The 22,123-nt window shown below is 44.0% G+C and carries 17 protein-coding genes; 7 read left to right on the top strand and 10 right to left on the bottom strand.

Annotated elements, in window-relative coordinates:
- Nucleotides 1–99 precede the first annotated feature (99 nt).
- From DDT91_RS03495 to katG, 4 genes are all read left to right on the top strand, one after another.
- A complete protein-coding gene (locus DDT91_RS03495; RefSeq protein ID WP_187174746.1) occupies nucleotides 100–1,395 on the top strand; it encodes a prolyl oligopeptidase family serine peptidase in 1,296 nt (431 codons plus the stop codon).
- Nucleotides 1,396–1,793: 398 nt separating this feature from the next.
- Nucleotides 1,794–2,867 carry an acyl-CoA dehydrogenase gene (locus tag DDT91_RS03490; protein WP_187174745.1) on the top strand — a complete coding sequence of 358 codons (1,074 nt, stop codon included), beginning with the start codon at nucleotides 1,794–1,796 and terminating at the stop codon, nucleotides 2,865–2,867.
- A gap of 296 nt (nucleotides 2,868–3,163) precedes the next feature.
- Complete coding sequence (locus DDT91_RS03485; protein ID WP_187174744.1) at nucleotides 3,164–3,736, top strand: hypothetical protein; 573 nt, start codon at nucleotides 3,164–3,166, stop codon at nucleotides 3,734–3,736.
- Between the two features lie 220 nt (nucleotides 3,737–3,956).
- Nucleotides 3,957–6,161, top strand: a complete 2,205-nt coding sequence (gene katG, locus DDT91_RS03480) for a catalase/peroxidase HPI (RefSeq protein WP_187174743.1) — start codon at nucleotides 3,957–3,959, stop codon at nucleotides 6,159–6,161.
- A gap of 174 nt (nucleotides 6,162–6,335) precedes the next feature.
- Here katG and DDT91_RS03475 read toward each other — a convergent pair whose 3' ends face one another.
- The 9 genes from DDT91_RS03475 to DDT91_RS03435 all read right to left on the bottom strand — a co-directional run bounded on the left by DDT91_RS03475 (nucleotide 6,336) and on the right by DDT91_RS03435 (nucleotide 16,464).
- Entirely contained in the window at nucleotides 6,336–6,737 is a 402-nt protein-coding gene (locus DDT91_RS03475; protein ID WP_187174742.1) for an OsmC family protein, read from the bottom strand.
- Nucleotides 6,738–6,739: 2 nt separating this feature from the next.
- On the bottom strand, nucleotides 6,740–7,624 hold the full coding sequence (locus DDT91_RS03470; RefSeq protein WP_187174741.1) for a pirin family protein: 885 nt from the start codon (nucleotides 7,622–7,624) through the stop codon (nucleotides 6,740–6,742).
- A gap of 105 nt (nucleotides 7,625–7,729) precedes the next feature.
- Complete coding sequence (locus tag DDT91_RS03465) at nucleotides 7,730–9,202, bottom strand: sulfatase (RefSeq protein ID WP_187174740.1); 1,473 nt, start codon at nucleotides 9,200–9,202, stop codon at nucleotides 7,730–7,732.
- Between the two features lie 393 nt (nucleotides 9,203–9,595).
- Entirely contained in the window at nucleotides 9,596–11,275 is a 1,680-nt protein-coding gene (locus DDT91_RS03460) for a hypothetical protein (protein ID WP_187174739.1), read from the bottom strand.
- Nucleotides 11,276–11,516: 241 nt separating this feature from the next.
- Complete coding sequence (locus DDT91_RS03455; protein ID WP_187174738.1) at nucleotides 11,517–12,062, bottom strand: VanZ family protein; 546 nt, start codon at nucleotides 12,060–12,062, stop codon at nucleotides 11,517–11,519.
- Nucleotides 12,063–12,145: 83 nt separating this feature from the next.
- Nucleotides 12,146–12,799 carry a hypothetical protein gene (locus DDT91_RS03450; RefSeq protein ID WP_187174737.1) on the bottom strand — a complete coding sequence of 218 codons (654 nt, stop codon included), beginning with the start codon at nucleotides 12,797–12,799 and terminating at the stop codon, nucleotides 12,146–12,148.
- A gap of 181 nt (nucleotides 12,800–12,980) precedes the next feature.
- Complete coding sequence (locus tag DDT91_RS03445; protein ID WP_187174736.1) at nucleotides 12,981–15,380, bottom strand: ABC transporter permease; 2,400 nt, start codon at nucleotides 15,378–15,380, stop codon at nucleotides 12,981–12,983.
- A 494-nt stretch (nucleotides 15,381–15,874) separates the two neighbouring features.
- Complete coding sequence (locus DDT91_RS03440; protein ID WP_187174735.1) at nucleotides 15,875–16,261, bottom strand: type II toxin-antitoxin system VapC family toxin; 387 nt, start codon at nucleotides 16,259–16,261, stop codon at nucleotides 15,875–15,877.
- Complete coding sequence (locus DDT91_RS03435) at nucleotides 16,261–16,464, bottom strand: DUF2281 domain-containing protein (RefSeq protein ID WP_187174734.1); 204 nt, start codon at nucleotides 16,462–16,464, stop codon at nucleotides 16,261–16,263. Before DDT91_RS03435 ends, DDT91_RS03440 begins: the two co-directional genes overlap by 1 nt.
- Nucleotides 16,465–16,898: 434 nt before the next feature.
- Between DDT91_RS03435 and DDT91_RS03430 the strand changes: the two genes are divergently transcribed.
- From DDT91_RS03430 to DDT91_RS03420, 3 genes are all read left to right on the top strand, one after another.
- On the top strand, nucleotides 16,899–17,468 hold the full coding sequence (locus DDT91_RS03430) for a Crp/Fnr family transcriptional regulator (RefSeq protein ID WP_187174733.1): 570 nt from the start codon (nucleotides 16,899–16,901) through the stop codon (nucleotides 17,466–17,468).
- Between the two features lie 123 nt (nucleotides 17,469–17,591).
- Complete coding sequence (locus tag DDT91_RS03425; RefSeq protein ID WP_187174732.1) at nucleotides 17,592–18,650, top strand: serine hydrolase; 1,059 nt, start codon at nucleotides 17,592–17,594, stop codon at nucleotides 18,648–18,650.
- A gap of 11 nt (nucleotides 18,651–18,661) precedes the next feature.
- A complete protein-coding gene (locus DDT91_RS03420; RefSeq protein WP_187174731.1) occupies nucleotides 18,662–20,536 on the top strand; it encodes a serine hydrolase in 1,875 nt (624 codons plus the stop codon).
- Nucleotides 20,537–20,562: 26 nt separating this feature from the next.
- Here the strand turns inward: DDT91_RS03420 and DDT91_RS03415 are convergent, their stop codons facing one another.
- Nucleotides 20,563–22,089, bottom strand: a complete 1,527-nt coding sequence (locus tag DDT91_RS03415; RefSeq protein WP_187174730.1) for an amidohydrolase family protein — start codon at nucleotides 22,087–22,089, stop codon at nucleotides 20,563–20,565.
- Between the last annotated feature and the right edge of the window lie 34 nt (nucleotides 22,090–22,123).

Raw genomic sequence — 22,123 nt, 5'->3', positions numbered from 1 at the left:
TTAGTTTTTGACTTCTACCTTTCGAGTAATTTTCTTAGGTCTATTCCTGACATTTGCGAAATTTCATTTCGATTTCCATCAAACCCAAACCTACCCTTTATGAAAAAAAACATACCTGTTCTATTCTTCCTTTTTGCCCTTCCTTTTTTGGTTTGGGCAAAAAATGATACCCCTCCTGCACCGGGTAAATACAAACTCGTGATCGAAGGATTTGACTGGGGACCTGCAGTCAGCAAGGTGATTCTTCACGATGCCAATCCCACCAAGGAAACCAGTGCTGCGGATTTTGAGGTTTTTGTCACCCGATCGACTTCCTTGGGTGAGATTCCCGCGGCACAGGCTTCCGGCAAGCGTAGCATCGTTTACTCTTATGCTTCCGACGAAAATGGAAACCGAAAAGATGACGGCACTCACTTGACCTTGGTCCTTGCCGTCAGTCCAGTCAATCCGCTCGGTTCGGGAATCCAATACCTGAGAATGGGCAACCGAGCTTCCAATGTCTGGATCGATTATGGCGTCACTGTAATCCATACCAAATCAGGAAAAAGTTGGGGAGAGGAAGCTGGCCGAATCCGTCCCATTGTCGATGAGTTTGACCTAACAGGCAAATTCACCCATGAGAATACGACCTTGACCTATGGCGCCTTTTCTCCAAAAAATCTGAAAACAAAAGCTCCATTGATCATCTGGCTTCACGGTGGAGGCGAAGGCGGAACCGATCCGACGATAGCCCTAATGGGTAATAAAGCCTTCAATTATGCTTCTCCTGAGATTCAGGTGTTGTTTGGCGAAGGCGCTTTTGTGTTGGCCCCTCAGACCCCAACTTTCTGGATGAATGCAGGAGAAGGCATGACTCGAGGCAAAACCAATGACATTTATAATGCTGCCGTATTTGCTTTGATTCAGGATTTTGTGGCCAAAAACCCGATGGTAGATCCTACTCGAATCTATGTAGGAGGCTGCTCCAATGGTGGTTACATGTCCCTCAAATTGATCCTCGAGCATCCGGATTATTTTGCAGCAGGATATATCTCTGCCTTGGCTTACAACAATGAGTTTATCACAGATGCCCAGGTAGAAAAAATCAAGAATGTGCCCATGTGGTTTGTGCATGCCAAAGACGACATGACCACCAAGCCTGATGAAACCGTGGTTCCTTTATACCACCGATTGAAGCAAGCAGGAGCGAAAAATGTCTTTTTCACCTACTATGACAATGTGTACGACATCACCGGATTCTACGGTGGAAAAGACTATCGCTACAATGGCCACTGGTCTTGGATTTATTCCCATGCCAATGTTGCCCGAACCGATTTTGACGGTTCACCGGTAATGCTCAATGGCCGGCCCGTGACCATCATGGAGTGGATGGCTGCGCAGAAAAAGAAGAAGTGATTTGGGGAAAGAGTCAGAAAAAGACCTTTTGAGACAAAGTTAGTTTCTCGCAAAGGCACATAAGATGCTAAGGGTTTAAGCCACTTTGCGGCTTACCGGCTTTGCGAGAGGATACTGTTATCCTGCTTTTCCGAAAGCAGGATTTTTTTTGCAAAGTCAATACATTCTAGCTACAGATAGTCCAGCTTCTGGAGAAGCAGGACAGCTTGCCTGTTTTATTCTCGCGAAGCCGCCAAAGCCGCTAAGATTTTTGGCTTCTTTGCGGCTTACCGGCTTTGCGAGCGGATACTGTTATCCTGCTTTTCCGAAAGCAGGATTTTTTGTTCTTGAAGGTCCAATTTCTGGAGAAGCAGGACAGCAGCCAACCTGGCAGGTCTTTTTATTCGTAAACTTGCCTCATGATTTCCACCGAACAGATCAATACCGATTGGGCACCAAAAGCTGAAAAAACGGGCAGCCTTACCCCGGAAATGCTCGATCTGATTTATCATGAAAAATGGTTTAAGCTCTTTGTTCCAATTGAATTAAGGGGCCTAGGTTTGACCTTACCCGACGCCTTGTATTTGGAAGAAAAAATTGCACGGCTCGATGCGAGTATGGGTTGGACGGTGACGCTCTGTGCCGGGGCGGGCTGGTTTGTAGGGTTTTTGGATGAAAAGCTCAGTCGGGAAATTTTTGCTGATCCCAAGGTTTGCCTGGCAGGAAGCGGTTTTGTGGGAGGAAAAGCCAATCGGAAGGGAGATCATTATGAGATTTCCGGCAGTTGGACCTATGCTTCTGGGGCTTTGCATGCGACGCATTTTACGGCCAATTGCGAGATGCTGGAGGATGGAAAAGCGCTGTTGGATGCGAATGGAAAACCCCTTGTCAAGGCTTTTATTCTGAAAAAAGAAGAAGTGGAAATTCTCGACGGATGGAGCTATATGGGTATGATCGCAACGGGAAGTCATGCCTTCAAAACCGAAAATCTTAAAGTGCCTCATAACCGGGTTTTTGAAATCCTTCCAGAAAAAGTCACAAGAACTGAGTCGATTTACCGCTATCCTTTTCTCCAGTTTGCAGAGGCTACTTTGGCGGTTAATATTCTGGGGATTACGCAACATTTGCAAAGGCTGATTTCGGATACGTTTTGGAAGCGACATGAATTCCGAAAGTACGATCAAAAGCACTTGGGTTATTTTCAAAAGCTGGAAAAATCCTGTGCGTCCAAACTGGAGATAGCGAGGATGAAGTTTTACGAGGCGGTTGAGATTTCCTGGCAAGAACTGGAGATCAATGGAAAAATCTCCAACAAATCCCTCAGATCAGTCAGCAAATCCAGTCGAAAACTCACTCAAATCTGTCGAGAAATCAATTCCAAAATGCATCCCTTTGCCGGTTTGGAAGCTGCCAAAACCCACACCGAGCTCAACCGTGTTTGGCGGGATTTCAATACGGTCAGCCAACATGCGTTGTTGATTTTTCCTTTTTGAGGGCGTTGCTAAAAAGTTCTAAAAATTGTTCGCCACAAAGGCTCTATGGCACAAAGGATTTTGAAAAGGCGAGAAGAGTGGTAACGGTTAAAATTTTTCCTTCCACAAGGTTTTTTTATAAAAACCACAATAGACACATAGAGAACATAGATGAAGAGCCTTCTTTTTAGTCTATGTGGCACTATGTCACTATAGTGGTTTAAGAAAATAGACTGGCATGTAATTCTTAAACTTCTTTCCCCTATTTGTCAGTTTGTTTTCTAGAATTTGATTTTTGGGGACAACTTGATCCTAAATTGTTCGTAAGTTATGCCATGGTCAAAAATGCTTTCTTATCGTTTTTTTTGCTCTTCTCGGCAACTTTCGCTTTTAGCCAATCCTCGCCTTGTTACAAACTCAGTATCACCAAAAAAGCCAGCGCTGCACAAGAGGAAATAAATTTTACGCTTCAGCGAAGTGATGAAGGAGGGCTTCTGATCGTCAAAGAAAAGATTTTCCCCTCGAAAGGGAGTGCAGCGGATAGCCTGTATCTAACCACCGTCTTGGAAAAACCCTCAGACGAACAAAGAATTCTTTTACAGGAATTTGTCGATTACAAGACGACCTACATTTCTGATTCGATGTTGATTACAAATAAAAAAGTGCTGGAAGAAATTGATCTTTTAGTCAGCCAATGGAATAATTTGGTGGAGCAATCAAATCTTAAAAACCCAAATCGATTTGTTCTCGACGGAACTTCTTTTTCGTTCTCCCTAAGTAAAGAAAACCAAAAACCTACAGGCTTTTCCATGCACAGTCCAGATGGAGAAATCCACCAGGAAATCATTCAACTGCTGCGCTCCATCGAATCACTTTCCAATGAATTTTGACTTCTTTTTCGGGTGGCCAGGAGTTTCCCAACTTTGAATTTTTCCAATTTCCCACTTCCATTCTTCCCAACTTTCTATCCTCCAAACCTCCAAACTTCCTTCCTCCCTAACTTCTTTATTTCCTGACAAGAGTCATAGTTTTTATCAATCGGAAAATAATTTTTATACGGCTTCCTTTTTCTAAATTCGCAAACGATTCAATTTAACTTAACGATAAACTATGGATACACACGGTAAAAACGGAGGCGACATTTCAAAGTGTCCTTTCCACAATGGCTCAATGGCTGCAGCAGCAGGCAAGGGTCAGCAAAACATTGATTGGTGGCCAAACCAACTGAAGCTCAACATCCTTCGTCAGCATTCTTCTTTGTCCAACCCAATGGATGAGGGATTTGACTATGCGAAGGAATTCGAATCTTTGAACTTGGCAGAAGTGAAGGCAGACATCGAAAAGGTGTTGACTACTTCTCAGGATTGGTGGCCAGCTGACTACGGTCACTATGGTCCATTCATGATCCGTATGGCTTGGCATAGCGCGGGTACTTACCGCGTGCAGGACGGACGTGGCGGTGCCGGAACAGGTACGCAGCGTTTTGCTCCTTTGAACTCTTGGCCTGATAACGCCAACTTGGACAAGGCGCGTTTGCTCCTTTGGCCAGTGAAGCAGAAGTATGGCAGAAAGCTTTCTTGGGCTGACTTGATGATCTTGACCGGTAACGTGGCTCTGGAATCCATGGGTTTCAAGACCTTCGGTTTCGGTGGTGGTCGTGCAGACGTATGGGAGCCTGAGCAGGATATCTATTGGGGTTCTGAGAAAGAATGGGTTGCTCACCGTAATCCGGAAGCTTTGGAAAATCCACTGGGAGCTACCGAAATGGGCTTGATCTACGTGAACCCAGAAGGTCCTAACAAGGTGCCAGATCCACTTTTGGCTGCGAAGGCAATCCGTGAGACTTTCGGCCGTATGGCAATGAACGATGAGGAAACTTGCGCGTTGATCGCAGGTGGACACACATTCGGTAAGACACACGGTGCTGCTGATCCGGGCAAATATGTGGGCGCTGAGCCTGCAGGTGCTTCTATCGAAGAAATGAGCACAGGCTGGAACAGCACGTATGGCACTGGCCACGGCGCAGATACCATCACCTCCGGATTGGAAGGTGCTTGGACCTCTACTCCAGCCAAGTGGGGACATGATTACTTCAAGTTCTTGTTTGAATACGAGTGGGAATTGACCAAGAGCCCTGCTGGAGCACATCAGTGGGTAGCTAAGAATGCTGAAGCAATCATTCCTGACGCACACATTCCTGGCAAATTCCACAAGCCTTTCATGCTGACTACCGACTTGTCGATGAGATTTGATCCGGAGTATGAAAAGGTATCCAGAAAATTCTATGAAGATCCTGAGTACTTTGCAGACGCCTTCGCAAGAGCTTGGTTCAAACTGACTCACCGCGACATGGGACCTAAGGCCCGTTACAAAGGTCCTGAAGTACCTGCTGAAGATCTGATCTGGCAAGATCCAATCCCTGCTGTAAACCATCCTTTGGCTGATGCAGCGGATATCGCTGGCTTGAAAGCCAACATCTTGGCTTCCGGCTTGACCGTAGCTGAGTTGGTCTCTACTGCTTGGGCTTCTGCTTCAACTTTCCGCGGTTCTGACTTCAGAGGCGGTGCCAATGGTGGCCGCATCCGTCTGGAGCCTCAGAAAAACTGGGAAGCCAACAATCCTGCTCAATTGAACAAGGTATTGGGCGTATTGGCAAGCATTCAGGAAGAATTCAATAGCACTGCAGGTGGAGGCAAGAAAATCTCCATGGCTGACTTGATCGTATTGGGCGGTTGTGCTGCGGTAGAGAAGGCTGCTAAAGAAGCTGGTTTCGATATCACTGTTCCGTTTACTCCAGGCCGTACCGATGCTTCTCAGGAAGAAACCGAAGTGGATTCTTTCGAGTGGTTGAAGCCTTGGGCTGATGGTTTCAGAAACTACATGTCAGCTGATTGCACCGTGAAAGCTGAGGAAGCATTGATCGACAAAGCACAGTTGTTGACGCTTACTGCTCCTGAAATGACTGCCCTTGTAGGTGGTATGAGAGCTTTGGGTGCCAACTGGGATGGAGGTAAGCATGGTGTGTTCACCGCTACTCCTGGTAAGTTGACCAACGACTTCTTCGTGAACTTGCTGGATATGGGAACAACCTGGAGAGCAACTTCTGACAAGCAAAACGTATTCGTAGGTAGCGACAGAAAAACCGGTGAGCCTAAGTGGACCGCAACTCGCGCGGACTTGATCTTCGGTTCCAACTCTGAATTGAGAGCTTATGCTGAGGTTTATGGTTGCGAAGACGGTAAAGCGAAGTTTGTAAAAGACTTCGTGGCAGCTTGGAACAAGGTGATGAACTTGGATCGATTTGATCTGAAGTAATCCGATAGAAAAGTGCTAATCACACCTGAAAGCGGTCTCGAAAGGGGCCGCTTTTTTTGTTTATTTCACCGCAGAGGCGCAGAGAGCGCGGAGGAAAAGTTAAAGAGAGTTAAGTCAGAAATCTGAAATCAGACAGCTGAAACCTTCAGCTTTCACATTTCTAACTTCATACTTCTAATTTCTCTTCAGTTCGGTCTGAATAGCAATCGTTCCACTCAGGATTTTATGCACGGGACAGGCATTGGCGATGGCAAGCATCCGGTCGCGTTGGGCTTGATCCAGGTTTCCGATCAGTTCGATTTTGCGGTGAATCTCCGTTCTTTTTTCATCTCGATTGACTTCGAGAATGATCTCCAGTTTTACTTCTTCCAAATCCCAGCCTTTGCGATCGGCATACATCCGAAGTGTGGCGCTGGTGCAGGCTGCCAGGGAAGAGGCCAACAGTTCGGTAGGAGAAAAGCCCTGATTTTTGCCTCCCACGGTTTCGGGTTCGTCTGCTATCAGGAGATTTCCTGAGGAGGAGTGAATCTCTGTTTTATACAGCTCCTTTTTGATACTTGCAGTTATCCTGGCCATGGTTAGTTGCGGGGAAAGGTGGGGTAGGGAACAAACTCTTCTTCATCTCCAGGAATTTTATCAAAAGCTTGAGCTTTCCAGTTTTCTTTCGCTATTCGGATCAGTTCCTTGTCGGAAGCCACAAAATTCCAGTCAATAAACCGCTCCTCAGGAAAAGCCTCTCCACCAAAAATATAAATCGTACTGTTGGCCTCGATGGTAAATGCACATAAGCTGGTATCCTTGGCTACAAGGATTTGCTTGGGGCCAAATTGATTTCCTTCACTTTCGATTCCTCCTTCCAGAATATACAAGCCGCTTTCCCCAAACAGTTTTCCCTCCAGATCCACGGTTTGTCTTTGTTTACTTTTGATCTCCAGCATATACAGCGGACTATAGACCGGTACTGCCGAACGATGCCCCATCACTTCTCCTGCTACCAGTTTGAATTGAAGCTTATTCTCCTCCCAGGTAGGCAGCTGTTGGGCTTCGATATGAAAAAACTCAGGTTCCATTTGCTCCAAGTCCTTGGGCAAAGCCACCCAGATTTGCAAGCCGTGCTTGATTTTTTCCGAATCCCTCAGGTATTCCGGAGTGCGCTCGGAGTGAACGATTCCTTTCCCCGCAGTCATCCAATTGACGGCTCCGGGCTGAATCTCGACGGCATTCCCCAAGCTGTCCCGATGCATGATGCTTCCTTCGAAAAGGAAAGTCAGCGTAGAAAGCCCGATATGGGGATGGGGTCGGATATCCATCTGTTCCCGGGCGTTGAGTTTCACAGGACCCATGTGGTCTAGGTAAATAAATGGGCCGATCATTCGCTTTTGGCGGAAGGGAAGCAGACGGCCTACGAGGAATTTGCCGATATCGGCGGCGCGCTCTTCGATAATAAGTTGGATGTTGGACATAAGTAAAAATGAGCGATGTGAGGACTAAAATGGACTTTTTTGACAAGAATGCTACTAAGATTTTGGTCAAATTTTCCGGGAATCTTACTCCCAATTCCCAAAGTGCTATTTCTCCAGTTGATTTTCCACAGGCTTGATGGTAGCCAAATGCGCCTCAAGAATTCGTCGGATTTCAGCGATGATCTCCGGGTGGTTTTCAGCAATATTGTGGCGCTCTCCGGGGTCGGTAGACAAATCAAACAGCAAGGGAGGATCCTGGATAGTCCGCTGACTGGGAACTTCAGTTGGAGGATTGGTGGTGGGATGAGCAGTTTGGGTGCCGTACTCACCTTGGAGGTAAAAATGGGCTTTGTAATCCCCCCATCTAAGTGCATGCACTTGTGCCCCTTGGTAGTAAAAAACCACTTCACGTTGGCTTTTGCCTGTTCCGAAAAGCAGGGGTGAAATATCATACCCGTCATATTCTCGATCATTTGGCAATTCTGCCCCCGTCAACTTGCTGATGGTCGGCAAAAGATCCAAGGTCGTCGCCATGTCCATCACCACCCCTTGGTTTAAATTTCCCGGCCACCAGAAAATGGTCGGTACACGCAGTCCACCTTCGAAAGTACCTCCTTTTGCGCCTCGTAGCATTCCTGCCGAACCTCCGTGTGCTTTGAAAATATGCCATGGACCATTGTCAGAGGTGAAAATCACTAGGGTGTTTTCAGCCAACCCCTCTTCTTTCAAGGTCTGAAGTATCTTTCCGACCGACCAGTCAATTTCTTCTACTACATCTCCATACATTCCTCCTTTGGATACATTTTTGAATTCTTCAGATCGAAACAAAGGAATATGCGGAAGGGAATGGGCTAGGTAGATAAAAAATGTTCCCTCTTTCATCTGTTTGATTTGGGAGACAGTTTCTTCGGTGTAGCGCTTGGTCAGTGTTCTTTGATCAGTGGGCTGTTCAATGATTTCCCTATTTCGCATCAGTGGGACATTATACGCCAGAAACCTTTCTTCCTCAGCCAATTGTATCTGAGCATCGATCCAGTTTTTCCCTTCGATATTTTCTGTACGGTTCATGTCGTTGGAGTAAGGGATCCCAAAGTAGCTGTCAAATCCATGGTCTGTGGGCAAGTGTGGAGACAAGTGCCCCAAATGCCACTTACCGACAGCGGCGGTTTGATAGCCCACTTGTTTCAACATTCTGGCTAGGGTCAATTCGGACTGAGGCAATCCACCCTTGGAATCAGGAAATAGAACCCCACGCTTATCGCTGGTCATGCCGGAGCGAATGGGAAGTCGCCCGGTGAGCAATCCAGCCCGGCTGGGCGTGCAGACGGAAGCTGCTACATAGAAATTGGTCCATTTTTGACCCTCATTGGCCATCTGATCCAAGTGAGGCGTACGGATGTTGGGGGTGCCAAAAGTACCCAAATCCCCATAGCCGAGGTCATCGGCGAATATGACGATGATGTTGGGTTGTTTGGGTTGGATTTCTTGAGCAAGAGCAGAACTTTGGGTAAAAAGGCTTTGGCCAAATCCAAGAATCAAGGCAAAAGCAAGGTGTTTCAAGTGGCTGGAAAAGGACATCAGGATATTAGTTTGAAATTAAAATATAAAATCTTTCCGAAGATGACCAGAAAAGTTGGGGATGTGGTTTCGGCAAACTACGTGATCAAGCAAGGGAATCATTTGGTGGAAGTTAAAATCAGGAAATCCTTTTCCCAAAAAATTAAGCTTTAGAAATTTAGCGGAAAATGTAGTCTGCTTTTGGTTGCACTGGGTACAAGGTGAAACTTGAATTGTTTTTTATCCCCCTCAAACGGTTACAGTCAGGTACTTCGTAAAAACAGCCCCGCTCGATTTCTTGCTTCAAACCAGCGAATCGAGTGGGGCCTTGGTATAGGATGTGGGGAAATTTTTTCAGAAATATTCCTGATGCTTTTCCCGATTAGGATGGCTTAATAACACTGCATTTTGGACTTATTTAGCTGAACTTGAAGCGAATTGCGAAACTTCCAAAAACCTTCTCATACTGTAGTCTGCCAATCCTCCGGGTTTTTCATACTTGGCAAAGAACTTCTCGTTCTTTGGTCCGTCAAAGTTTAAGTTAGGTTGGTAATAACCCGAAGTATGCAGGAAAGCTGAATAGGTTTTTTCCTCCGAATACACCTTAAAGCGGTAGCTTAGGGAAGTTAAGTTTCCGGTTTTCTGCTGTTGGACAAATTGACTGTCAAATTCAGAAATCAAAGCCAGTTTGTCTCCTCCGTTCTCATCCACTGCTTTGGCAGGTTTTAGCACTGTAATGAATTCGGGAGAAACAGATTTTACCGTAGCCAAGGCGAGTTGATCAATCTCCCAATAGAGAAATCCGGTTTTTAAAGAGAATTCGAGGATAGGTTCTTTCAGGTCTAATCCCTCGAGAGAAATGGCGATTTCCCTGTTCATAATCGGACCGACGAATCTAGTTTGAGACACCTCTTTCCAACCCTGATCTGTTTTGACAGAAATAGTTAAGGGAACGAGGTTCATTTCCTGCCAGAGGTATAATTCCTCTGCCGGCTTGGAGGCCATCATGTTTTCAAATGCCGGGTATTCCTCTCCGTAATTGCTCATGTACTCTTCAAAAATGAATTCCAGCGAAGGGGAATCTCTCAGATTCAGATACAAGGCCAAGTCCTTGCCTGGTCCTGGATTGTCAAACTTTACCCTCAATTCATTAAGGGAAGAGTTGGCGGTCACGTCATGGAAAGAGCAGAATACAAAATCCGAGTTGCTGACTCTTTCCAGCATGGGGATTTTAGCGTTTAAAATAGCTTCTGTGGGTTTACTCAAGTTTTGCACGAGAAAAAGAGGACCTTTGGGATCGGCCAATACTTTTTGCCCCGGATCGTGCTCGACCAAAAGCAAGTCTGCCATATCGATGTATTGATTTTCCTTGCGTTCATTGCTGATCATCAATTGAAGATCGGGACCAATTGCCAAAGCAGGAAGAGGAAGGAAATCCTGTCGGGCTACAGATGGAAATAAGGCACCACCAAAAATCTCTCCCTGGAAAACAAATTCTTTCCCATCGTAAGCGTTTACAAAAGGACAGGAACTTTCAGGATCGGAAGGAATCGAACTGTCTATCGCTTCAGCTGCAACAGCTGTGGCAATGATCGCTGCCACTGCAAGTGCCCCGAGGGTAACCCCCGAAGCCAAAATAATGGAGTTGGTTGAGCTTTTTGATTTGTCCTTTTGGATCAGTTCCATTTTGGAAATGCCGGATACCGGAATGGAAACATTTGCCCCAATTTTTGCCGTGGAATCCAGAGAAGTATACACGTGCAATTCCTGAAGTACTGCCGGATTGCTTTCACTAAAGGCATACTTTTTACTGTCATCTTTGATGTACAGCTGGTTTTCTTCCGGCACTAGTTGTAAGGTGCCTGTCAAAGCTTCCTGATCGAGTAAAACCACAGGGTTTTGCAACAGAAAATCGCCCCGATTGCTTCGGATAATAAATGTCTTTTGGCTCAAAGAGGCTATTTCCTTCGTTTTGTCGCTGGATGAATACTTGGGTGAGGTGGTTACAGGTTTGTAGTAGTTGCAGGCACCAATCAATACCAAACTCAAAGCCACCATCATCACTGCGATCCGGTTGATGTGTTGATCTTTCATTTTTAAGGTAGTTTTGTGAAATCCTTTTTTTTTGGGATTTCTCCACTAAAAACTCACTCCACATTTGGAGAAATCCTTACTAAATCTACTCTCAGGAATGTGGTATTTATCGCTTATTAGTCAGATAGTTACCTGATAAAAATCAACTTGGTTCCTTATTCCGTTACCTTTAGGACCAGTCGAATGCTGACTGGATTTCAGGAAAATGTATTGGAAAAAAAATTATTTCTTATAGCCTATTTTACCTCTCCAACAATTGCATTCTGAAAATCCAGAGATGGTTTAGTTTGAGGAAAAGTAAAATGGATAAAATGAGAACCGTACCGATCAGACAGAGTAGATTGACGAGTGTTTGGGCCTTGATTCGGCTTTTCAGCACCTTTTCGAATCCAGAGAAAAGTCCGATTCCGAGGATTCCTCCAAGTGTATTGTTGATCAGATCGGTACTGTCAAAAGCTCCGTATTTGAATAGGTATTGACTGATTTCAAAAAAGAAACTGCTCAGAAAAAACAGGAGTGTCTTTTTCTGTAAGGGCCATTCTGGAATCAGAATTTCTGCATACAATCCAAAAGGAATAAAAATAAAAATATTCAGCAGAGACTCATTCAAATCTCCTTGTCCAGGAAGACCAAACAGACCCGGAAAAGGAATCCAATTCATGCTTCGTTCCACGCCGGCATGATAGGCGCTTAGGTTAAACTTCAGGACGATGGTCCAATAGAGTACCACTAGGTAAATCCCACAAAGTGCGAGTGTCAATAGTCTGGGTTTATTGGTAAGAGGCATTGGGATTGTTTTTTGGAGAAAATGTTGTTCAGGATAAAGAGTCTTGGTATTGGGAGGTTGTCTAAGCCTAATAGAAAAATCAACTATACGAGCCAAGAATACATCCAAACGACATAAAACCATAAAAAACCGATCCAAGTGACGGGATGGACTTTTCCAAGTGTTTTGCGGTCAAAGAGGATCAGGGAAATAAAAAGTCCATTCCAGATGATGACTTCAAAAAGCAGGTAATACCAATCGCTTTCTCCGCCCAATTTTCCCGCCACGCGGTCAACTACCGGCCCCAGCGTCAACCAAGTTCCTACCATTAGGAGCCGTTTGTGCAAGTCTGGCTTATTCCTTTTCCAGTATGCCCAAGCAAGCATGATGGTGAAACTTAGTGTGAAAATCCGATTAGCCCTCACAAAACCCTCCATGGCTTCCCAGCCTTCATAAACCGCATAAAACACATAAAAAGTACTGACTACTACACCCAAGCCGATTCCCATCCCGATCATTCCCCATTTCCGATGGGCTCGAATGTCTCCTTTGCGAATCAGATTGGTCTGAACTACCAAAATGATAAACCAGGCCAAGAAGAACAGTCCATGAATGACAAATTTCGGATCACTGTTGCTTTCCTGACCGATATCGTAAATGAGATTGTCTGAAAAAGCGATCAGGGCAAGAACTAAAAGGATCACGGTAATCCATGAAAAATAGCTTTTGGAATAGGGGGCTGTGCTGGGTTTGTTCAACGTGTTTGGGTTTGAGGATCAGTCAGTTAAAAATAATGGTTTTAAGCTGTTTTTTTGTTTTTATCAGAATTCATTCCCTCCCTTTCCTAATGGTTTGATAAAACATAAAAAAATCCTGCCTCATGGGAGACAGGATTTAGAAGGCCGTGTTAAGTTTTATCGGCTTTCAAAAAAATGATTTTCATTCATTTCTGAGGCTATCCGAAGGATTCAGCAAGGCAGCTTTCAAGGCCTGAGATCCTACAGTCAATAGGGTCAATAAGGCGATGAATAGAAGGGAAAGTCCAATCGTGCCGAGTCCAATGGATACCCGATAAGCCAGATTTTGCAACCAGAGATTATTGACCATCCAAGCCAAGGGAAGTCCGATTAGGATCGCGATGCCTACCAATTTGACAAAACCCATGGAAAGTTGGATCGCAATTTCCGGGACGGAGGCACCCATGGATTTTCGGATCGCCACTTCTTTGGTTCGCACCTCAGCCGCGTAGGTGGCCATACCCAGCAGTCCAAGACAAGAGATAGTGATCGCTAGGAAAGCCACCAATCCCACCACTTTACCCAGCACGCCGAAGAATACATTGTACATTTCATTCATCTCCACCTCGAAAAATGCATAGTTCATTTTCAGTTCGGGATTGATCTTTTCCCAGGCAGCCTGAATGGTGGAGAGCATTGCTTTTTCACTTCCGCTGTATTTGACCTGCAGCTGACTGAACTCCGCCGGATTGTACATCAAGGCCATGGGCGCATCCTGCATCAGCATGTGGCGATGGATGTAATTGGGCACCACGCCGATGATTTCGTACAGGGTGGGATCGCTGCCCCGGTAAATGGCCTGGCCAATGGCTTCCGAGGGACTGCCAAAACCAAATTTCTCTACCGCCAATTCATTGATCAGGATTTGGGTTTTATTTGACTCAGGATTTTGAGAGGAGAAATTTCTGCCCGCAAGCAGTTTAAATCCCATGTTATTAAGGTATTCCTCATCCACATGGAAGTAGTCCATTTCATAAGCTTCGGCTTCGGGAGCGACTTTGAAATCATCGCCCATGGTCACTCCGGCGCCGGGAATATGGGAAATAGCGGATACGCTTTCCACGTTGCTGAACCGGATCAATTCAGCCTTGAGCTGCTCTCCATTGGTTTGGTTGAGCTTGATCAGCACCTTGTCATCCACCGCAAATCCCCGGTCTTTGTTCAAAAACAAATCGGTCTGCCGATAAACCAAAATGGCGGAAACAATAAACATCAGAGAAATGGCAAACTGCATCACGAGCAGGGCTTTGCGAAGCCCAAACCTGGAAAGTAATCGGATGCTGCCGAAGTTTTTCAATACCCGGATCGGCTGTAGGGAAGAAAGCACCACTGCCGGGAAAAATCCTGCCATCAACCCCACCAATACGGCAAAACCAATCAGATAAGGATACACCTCCAAGGAAGTGGAAAAGTCCCAACGCAGGAGTTGCACCAAGCGCAGGTTCAGGAGATACGGCTTGCTCAGGATGACCAAAATCCAGGAAAAAGCCAAGGCTAGTCCAGAAGTCAGGATGGCTTCAGCGATAAATTGGAAAAAAATCTGGGAACGGGCCGCACCGGTGACTTTGCGTATACCGATCTCTTTGGCGCGAGTCAGCGAACGGGCGATGGAGAGGTTGGTGTAGTTGAAGCAGGAGGTCAGCATCACAATGGCCGCCAAGGCACTGAGAAAAATCACGAATATTCGGGGTAAAAAGGGCCCAATGGGATTGTTGATGTCCGGGCCGAGCGCGATATCTGCCAGGTTTTGCAGTGCAAAATCATGCTTGTTGGGATCATCGGCAGCATAGTGGTCTTTGGCGATTTGGTGGAGCTGTGCCTGGACTTGTTCTGAAGAGGCTTCCTCCTGAAGCAGTATGTACAAATAGCCTTGATGATCCTGTTTCCAAGATTGAAGGGGATCAAATCCCGTGCTATCTACCGGATTCAGACTTTTAAGGGTCGCAAAGGAGGCCAATCCCTCAAACATCACATGTGACTTTTGATCGGGTTTGTCTTTGAGGATTCCGGTGACCTTGTATTCCCCTTGATCGCCCACTTTGATGCTTTCCCCGATTGGATTGGGGCTACTGAACAGTTTGTCAGCAGCCTCTCGGGTCAGGACGACCGAATAAGGATCGTTCAGGGCGGTGGCAGGATTTCCGGATTCGAATTCCAGCTCAAAAATGTCCAAGACTTCCGGATCGGCAAAGTACCCCGTGATCGGAATGTTCACATCCTGCTTGAAATCCATCATGCTCATATTGCCGAAGCCCCGTTTGATCCGTCCGGCTTTTTCTACTCCGGGCACTTCGTTGAGCATGGCTTCTTTGAGCGCCATAGTGGTAGTAGCGCTGGGTTTGTACTTTTCAGAAAGGGTATTGACCCGGAAGATGCGCTCCTTTTGGGTGTTGTGCCGGTCGTATTTGTACTGATCAAGTACAAGTGTGATGACAATCAGGCTGAGAGCCATGCTCACGCCGAGTCCGAAAACATTGATAAAGGAAAAAATCTTGTATCGCATCAGATTTCGGAAGGCTACTTTCAGGTAATTTTTCCACATAGTCGGTTAGGGTTTAGATCAAATCAGGATGAAAACTACTCCCGAATCCGATCACTTCAGCTGATAGCCGACCACCCGGATTCTGGACACGGTAGGCTATACGAATGCGGTGCCAAGGAAAAAAATGCCTAAACAGCGCAATTAGTGGGGTTTTGGAAGAAAATCGGTAAGCAATACTGAACATTTTTGTCCGAATGGGGACGATTTTAAGGTCAGGCGCCACCAAGTCGCCAAGGCACAAGGAGGTTTGTTGTTTTTCCAGGCCTGTTTCTCTGGGAGCTCTAGGGATTGATATAGGGCTAGGTGTTGGATGCCACTTACAAATTGGCTTGGATAAAAATAGCAGGACAAGGCGTGAAGAATTTCGATCGTGGTCGGAATTAGCCATGGGCCGGATTGCAGGGTGGGAAAACTTCACCCAGCGCTAAATTGCTATTTAAAGGCGTTTAATTGAGACTACGCCTAGGGGGGGTAGGCCAAGAAGGGCATTTATTTTATTCCCAAACCAGACTTACTGGGTAATTTTTGAAAATATGGTCTCTGGAGATCAACTTTAAATTTTCAGAGATGGCTTGAGCAATGATCATTCTGTCAAACGGATCATGATGGTAAAAAGGCAATTTGGAAAGTTGAAGTAGGTGAAGGGAGTTTATTGGGATAATCTCAATTTGATTCCTCTCCACAAATTCAAAAAGTTCTTCCAGGGAGATTCCTAATTCAAGTTTTTTTAATTGATGTTTGATGGTGATTTCCCAAAGACTTGTGGCACTTAAAAAGCAGGATTCATTCACATTTTTTATGATCTCTTTGGATGATTCTGGCAATTGCTTGTCACCAGCTACAAACCAAAGTAAGGTGTGTGTATCCAACAGATAGGCCATCACATGTATTGGTTGAAGTCCTCCAAAGGCTCATCAAAATCCGGAGATAATTTGATTTTGCCTTTTGCAAACCCAAATTCACGGGCTTTAAGTTTGGGTTTTGACTTGGATTTTGTTTTGAGAAATGCCACAAAATCCGCAACCTCAGCCCTCATTTCCTTGGGCAATGAATTGATTTCCAGTTTTAATGTGGTGTCTGTCATAGTCTAAATTTAGGATAATTGGACGATTGATCAAACCATGAGCTTGGTTTATGAATTGAAATTGGGTTTTGAACTGGATCGAATTACAAATTCGAAAGGATAGGAGGGTGTAATTGCAAATTACACCCAGCTACAAAAGAACTTCAATCCTAAATGAAGTAGACTAGGCCCAGGGGGGGCGGGACTCCAAATTGAACTTCAAATGTGGTGAATAGAAACTACGATTAGGTGAGTTGCACCATTAGCTGAGCTTCAAATTCAAGTTTTCAAAGTATACTTAAATGATAATAGGCCTAGCGGAAAGTAATTTTTTCTAATGCCCGATTAATCAAATATTAATTTATAAAACTAAATACTAGATACACACAAAATGGCTTTAGTATGTTTGATTCAAAGACTGTATTTTAGGTTATTGTAAGAATCACTTTTTCTGAATGGATTACGCTAAACTGCTCAAATCTTCATTTGACCCGTTTTTTAAAGTGCCATTGGCTAATTGGGAAGATTTTGCCCAGAGGTGCAAGCCTATTACCGTTCCAAGAGATACTGTCATCAAAGAACATGATACACTTGAGAGTTATTTTTACTTTATAGTCAAGGGGGCGGTTGGCCTTTTTTTGTGGAAAGAAAACAATCCTGTGTGTTTGGATTTCGCTTTTGAAGGACAATTTTGTTCTGATTATATGTCCTTGCTTACGGGTGAACCTACGCCTTTACACATGATGGCTTTGGAAGATTGCCTGCTATTGCGGATGAGCAAAGAAAATTACTTCGAATTGACCAAAACACCCACCGGTCAAATTCTTAGGTTGGTTGCGGCTGAGGTATCCTTTGTGGATAAGCAACGGCAGCAAATAGAGTTGCTCACCAAAACCGCAAGCCAACGCTACCATTTGCTGCTCCAACAATTCCCAAATATTCAAAACCGGATTGCCCAACACCACATCGCATCTTACTTAGGCATCACCCCTCAAAGTTTAAGTAGAATAAAACGGGATAAGTGATTTTTACCATTTGGTAATAGAGAGCGCCGGAGATGGGGGGATTTTTGTCGTGAAAAATTAAAAATTCATGAGATGCGGCTTTTGTAAGCGTGCTTCCTTCTTCACATCAACTTTCAGTCACTTATGGGCCAACAAGTAGCAATTTCTTCCCAACTCCAAGCAATACTGGATCAGTCCATTGATGGAAAAAAAGTTTTTGGCACATCCTTTACCATTCAATCTCCTGACTTTTATTGGCATGGTGCTTCCGGGGAACTCTCTATCGACAGTTCGTACTTCATTGCAAGCACAACTAAATTATTTACAACTGCGCAAATTCTTTACCTAAAAAACCAAAATCAACTAAACTGGGACGATCCTATAGCTTCTTATCTGCCTCCAGTTATTATAGACGGATTGCATAGATGGAAAGGGAAAGACTATTCCCGAGAACTGACCATCAGGCACCTCATGGCTCATACTTCAGGTTTGCCTGACTACCTGCAAGATAAAAGTGATAATGGGGGAATTCTTTCTGAACAACTTTTCAAGGAAGTGGACCAAGGTTGGAGTTTTGAAGAGGCTATTACCCGATCAAAAACAATGAAACCCAAATTTGCTCCTGGAACCAAAAACAAGGCTCACTATTCGGACACCAATTACCAACTGCTTGGGAAAATCATTGAAAATCTGACAGGGCTTTCCTATGCCCAGGCATGTGATTTACTTCTTATACAACCTCTAAAATTAAAAAATACCTACCTGTATACAGATCCAAAGGATAGTACACCTGCTGATATGAGATACAAACACAGTTATCTTAAAATCCCCAAAGCCATGGCCTCTTTCGGTGCAGATGGAGGAATGGTGTCAACATCAGCAGATTTAATGGTGTTTTTAGAGGCATTCTTTTCTGGGAAATTGTTCCCAATAGAGTACATTTCAGAAATGCAGATTTGGAACAGCATTTTTTTTCCAGTCAAAAGCGGAGTCGGTATCCATCTTTTCAAAGTCCCTTGGTTCTTTAACCCTACAGGGAAAATACCATACCTCATTGGTCACTCAGGTTTATCTGGTGCTTTGGCCTACTATAGTCCTGAAAAAACCATTTACCTTACTGGTACGGTCAATCAGGTAGCATATCCAGATGCTTCTTTCCGAACGATGATTAAGCTTTTGAATATTGCGCTTAGTAAAAAATAATTTAAAATTTCATGATGTTCAGACTAAGCCTCAGCGGATTATTGATTGTTTTTAACCATTACGTCCTTTTGGGACAGGGGTATCAGGGAATCAAACTTGGTAATTTAGATAAACTAATTTTAGACGGGAGACTAGATGAATCATTTTGGAAGAAGAGTCAAATATCTTCATTTCTGTATTTCAAAGACAATCCCAAACTTAAAAACACCCAATCCTCTATTCATTTCACCTATGACAATGAATTTCTGTATTTGGGCATAGGTGTAGAAGGAAGCCCAAATAATCATATGATCCAAGCGGAGCTCCCAAAAGACAGCGAGGCTATTTTATCAAATGAATGGGTAGCTGTATCTTTAGACACCTATAACGATGGGATTACAGCTTATACATTTATTGTAGATAGATTTGGAAACCAATTTGATGGCACCTTGAATGCTGCTAAGGACCTGTCTAACTCTTTTTCTATTGATTGGTTTGCAGAATCTTACTCCCACCCGAATGGCTTTCAGATTGAAATTAAAATCCCCATTCAAGACTTGCCCTTCCCCTTGGGAAAAAACCCTAAGATTGGAGTACTATATATTTACAATAGTATCAGTGCAGGTCGAGAGTTTCAGTTTCCTTTCATTGAACACCGAAATAAGAATCAAATAGACCAGTTCCATCCCATCGAATTGATTGGGTTGGAACCTAAACCGATTACTTCTACTTCTGGTATAGATATATCCAAACGCCTGGCCTACAAAAAAGATAAAATTCAGGATTTTTCTACATTAGTTGGAAGAGCCCAAGGGGGTGATGCTTCCATCATGGATTACTACCTATTCAAGAAACGAACGATTCCTAAATCTGATATTTCTAAAAATCCACTGAATTACTCAGTCAATGGAGCTATTCGAACTGAGAAAGCTTTTATGAATACCAATTTTCTGAAGACCTACTATCCAAAAGTTCACAGCTTTGATAACTTAATGGAGCGAAGTCAGACTACCGCTTTAATAGTTCTGCATAAAGATACTGTACTCTTGGAGCGTTACTACAATGGCTATAACAAAGACTCAGTGGTTACTTCTTTTTCTGTTGCTAAATCAATTACAAGTATCCTGGTAGGTTTGGCCGTTCAGGAAGGCTCAATTAAAAGTTTGGATGATAAATTAACTGACTATATTCCGGAATTAGCCGAAAAAGATCCGAAGTTCAATACAATTTCCCTCAAAGATTTATTGACCATGCGCTCTGGGCTACGCTACGACGATAGTGGGTTTCCTTCTGATGATGATTATACCTATATAGCTCCTGACCTTCGAAGCATCACTTTGGAAAAGATTGAACTCGTTGAATCCCCTGGAAAAACTTGGAAATACAATAATTATAACCTGATTCTTTTGGGTATGATTTTGGAGCGTGCTACCGGAAAGAATGTATCTGATTTTTTAAAGTATTCATTATGGGATTTCATAGGTGAATCCGATGCAAGCTGGAGTTTGGATGAGGAGGGGTTCGAAAAAATGGAAAGTGGATTCAATGCGATTCCTATGGATTATGCCAGATTAGGATTGATGATGCTGAATCAAGGCTTTGTTGATAATAGAAGAATCATTTCTCCTAATTGGGTTGAATTTTCCACACAGCCAAGTATGGATAACAAACCCGAAGGCGATTTCTTTGTAAAAAACAATCTTTATTATCAGTATCTGTGGTGGGGTAAAAAAAGGCCCACTGCGTCATCTGATTTCTTTGCAATGGGCAATAAAGGGCAATACATTTACATCATACCTTCCAAGAACCTTGTTATTGTAAGGCTTGGGTTCGAATATGGATTGTTTACGCCTGCTACGCTTTCTTGGCCTGCTCTTTTTTACGAGTTAGGGGAGATTTTACCTTAATTGCAGAAAGTTAACATCCCAGTTGATTAGACAGTAAGAAATAACAGCATTCCCCAAATCAATTTGATTGTGACTTGGATACTCTTTGATTTTTTGACCGATTGCTCTAATAAATCCTTCCTTTGAGGTTCATTGATATACCTTCCCTGTACAATTAACGACTGAATTTGTTGGGTATGGGATATATTTTCCAGAGGATTGGCATGCAAAATCACTAAATCTGCAAGCTTTCCTTCTTCTACACTTCCGTGGAGATGTTCAAGTTTGAAGTACTGTGCCGGATAAAGAGTTGCCGTACGTAAAACCTCCCCTGCAGGAATTCCTGAATCGGATAATTCCTGCAGTTCCTCGTGCAAAGTAGAGCCCGGCAATTCAGGCACATCCGTGCCTGCCAATATTTTTACCCCATTTCTGTAAGCTTGATAGGTTACCTCTCTGCTTTTGAAATAAAAGTCCCTATAGGTTTTTCTCCCAAGTTTGGATGTGTCTTCTGAAATCGTTTGGTCCAAATCTTCAAAGGAAAGAAAACGAAAAATCGGGTTGATTTTATCATAACGGCTTCTGAACTGATCATCATCTGCAAAGGCATCTGCCTTGCGCGTCAAAAGAGTTGGACAGTAATAGGTACCATTGTTCACCATGGTTTTGAAAATATCCTTTACCAAAACCGTATCGTGGTCATCAATCAGGTGCCTTCGGAAATTTGTATTATCCAGACGCTCGGGATTCTCATGCCTGATGATGTTATCTCTCCGGTCGGTGCTTTCCCATAGCAAAAACTTGCCATGTTCCAAGCTTTTCATACCGGCATTGGATGCCTCTATGGCTGTAACCCTATATGGTTTATGGCCCGCTATAGTTATTCCTTGTGCTTGGGCTTCCTTTGCTAGGGCAAAAAAAGACTCGCGGGATAGGTTGTTGTAAATTTTGATTTGGTTATAGCCTGCTTCCACGACATGCTTAACAAGCCTGATGGCATCCTCAGGGGTAGCACAATTGAAGTAATCCGGTAATGACCTATACATGCGATGAGGCCCGTCTAATGCGGGGGTAGAATAGGAATGGACCAAAGGTCCAACCCATTCTCCTTTTTGTACTTGTCGGTTCCATTTCTCAAGACTTGCTTTCCTACTCGCAAATACATCCCGATTGTTCAGTGCTCCCCTCATATCCCGTACATGCATTACTCCATGAGCCATAAACTGAGGGTATCCTATGGCTGGAGATAATTGCATCAAGTGAACATGCATATCCCATAAGGCAGGCATCAGAAATTTCCCGGAGCCGTTTAGGATTTTGGTATCATTGGGGACAGCAATTTCATTTGTATCAATTGACTGAATTTTATTTCCAACAATCCATACATTTCTCTCTGGAAGAATCGTGTCATTTTTAACATCTACTACGGCAATGTTTTTTATCAACAGGTGTTCTCCCTTTGGATAGTCTAGCTGGATTGGGCGAACGGGCAATACCACCAATAGGGCTAAAAGCAACACGCTACCACCAATAATGACAGCTATCACAGCAAGAATTTTTCTAACTTGGAACATATGAGCTCTTTTTAAATTCTTATGAATGTGCTTT

The organism is Algoriphagus sp. AK58 (assembly GCF_014324365.1).
In the GTDB taxonomy this organism is placed as follows: Bacteria; Bacteroidota; Bacteroidia; order Cytophagales; family Cyclobacteriaceae; genus Algoriphagus.
Note: the sequence above shows the minus strand (reverse complement) of the source record. Positions and strands in the feature narration are given on the sequence as shown.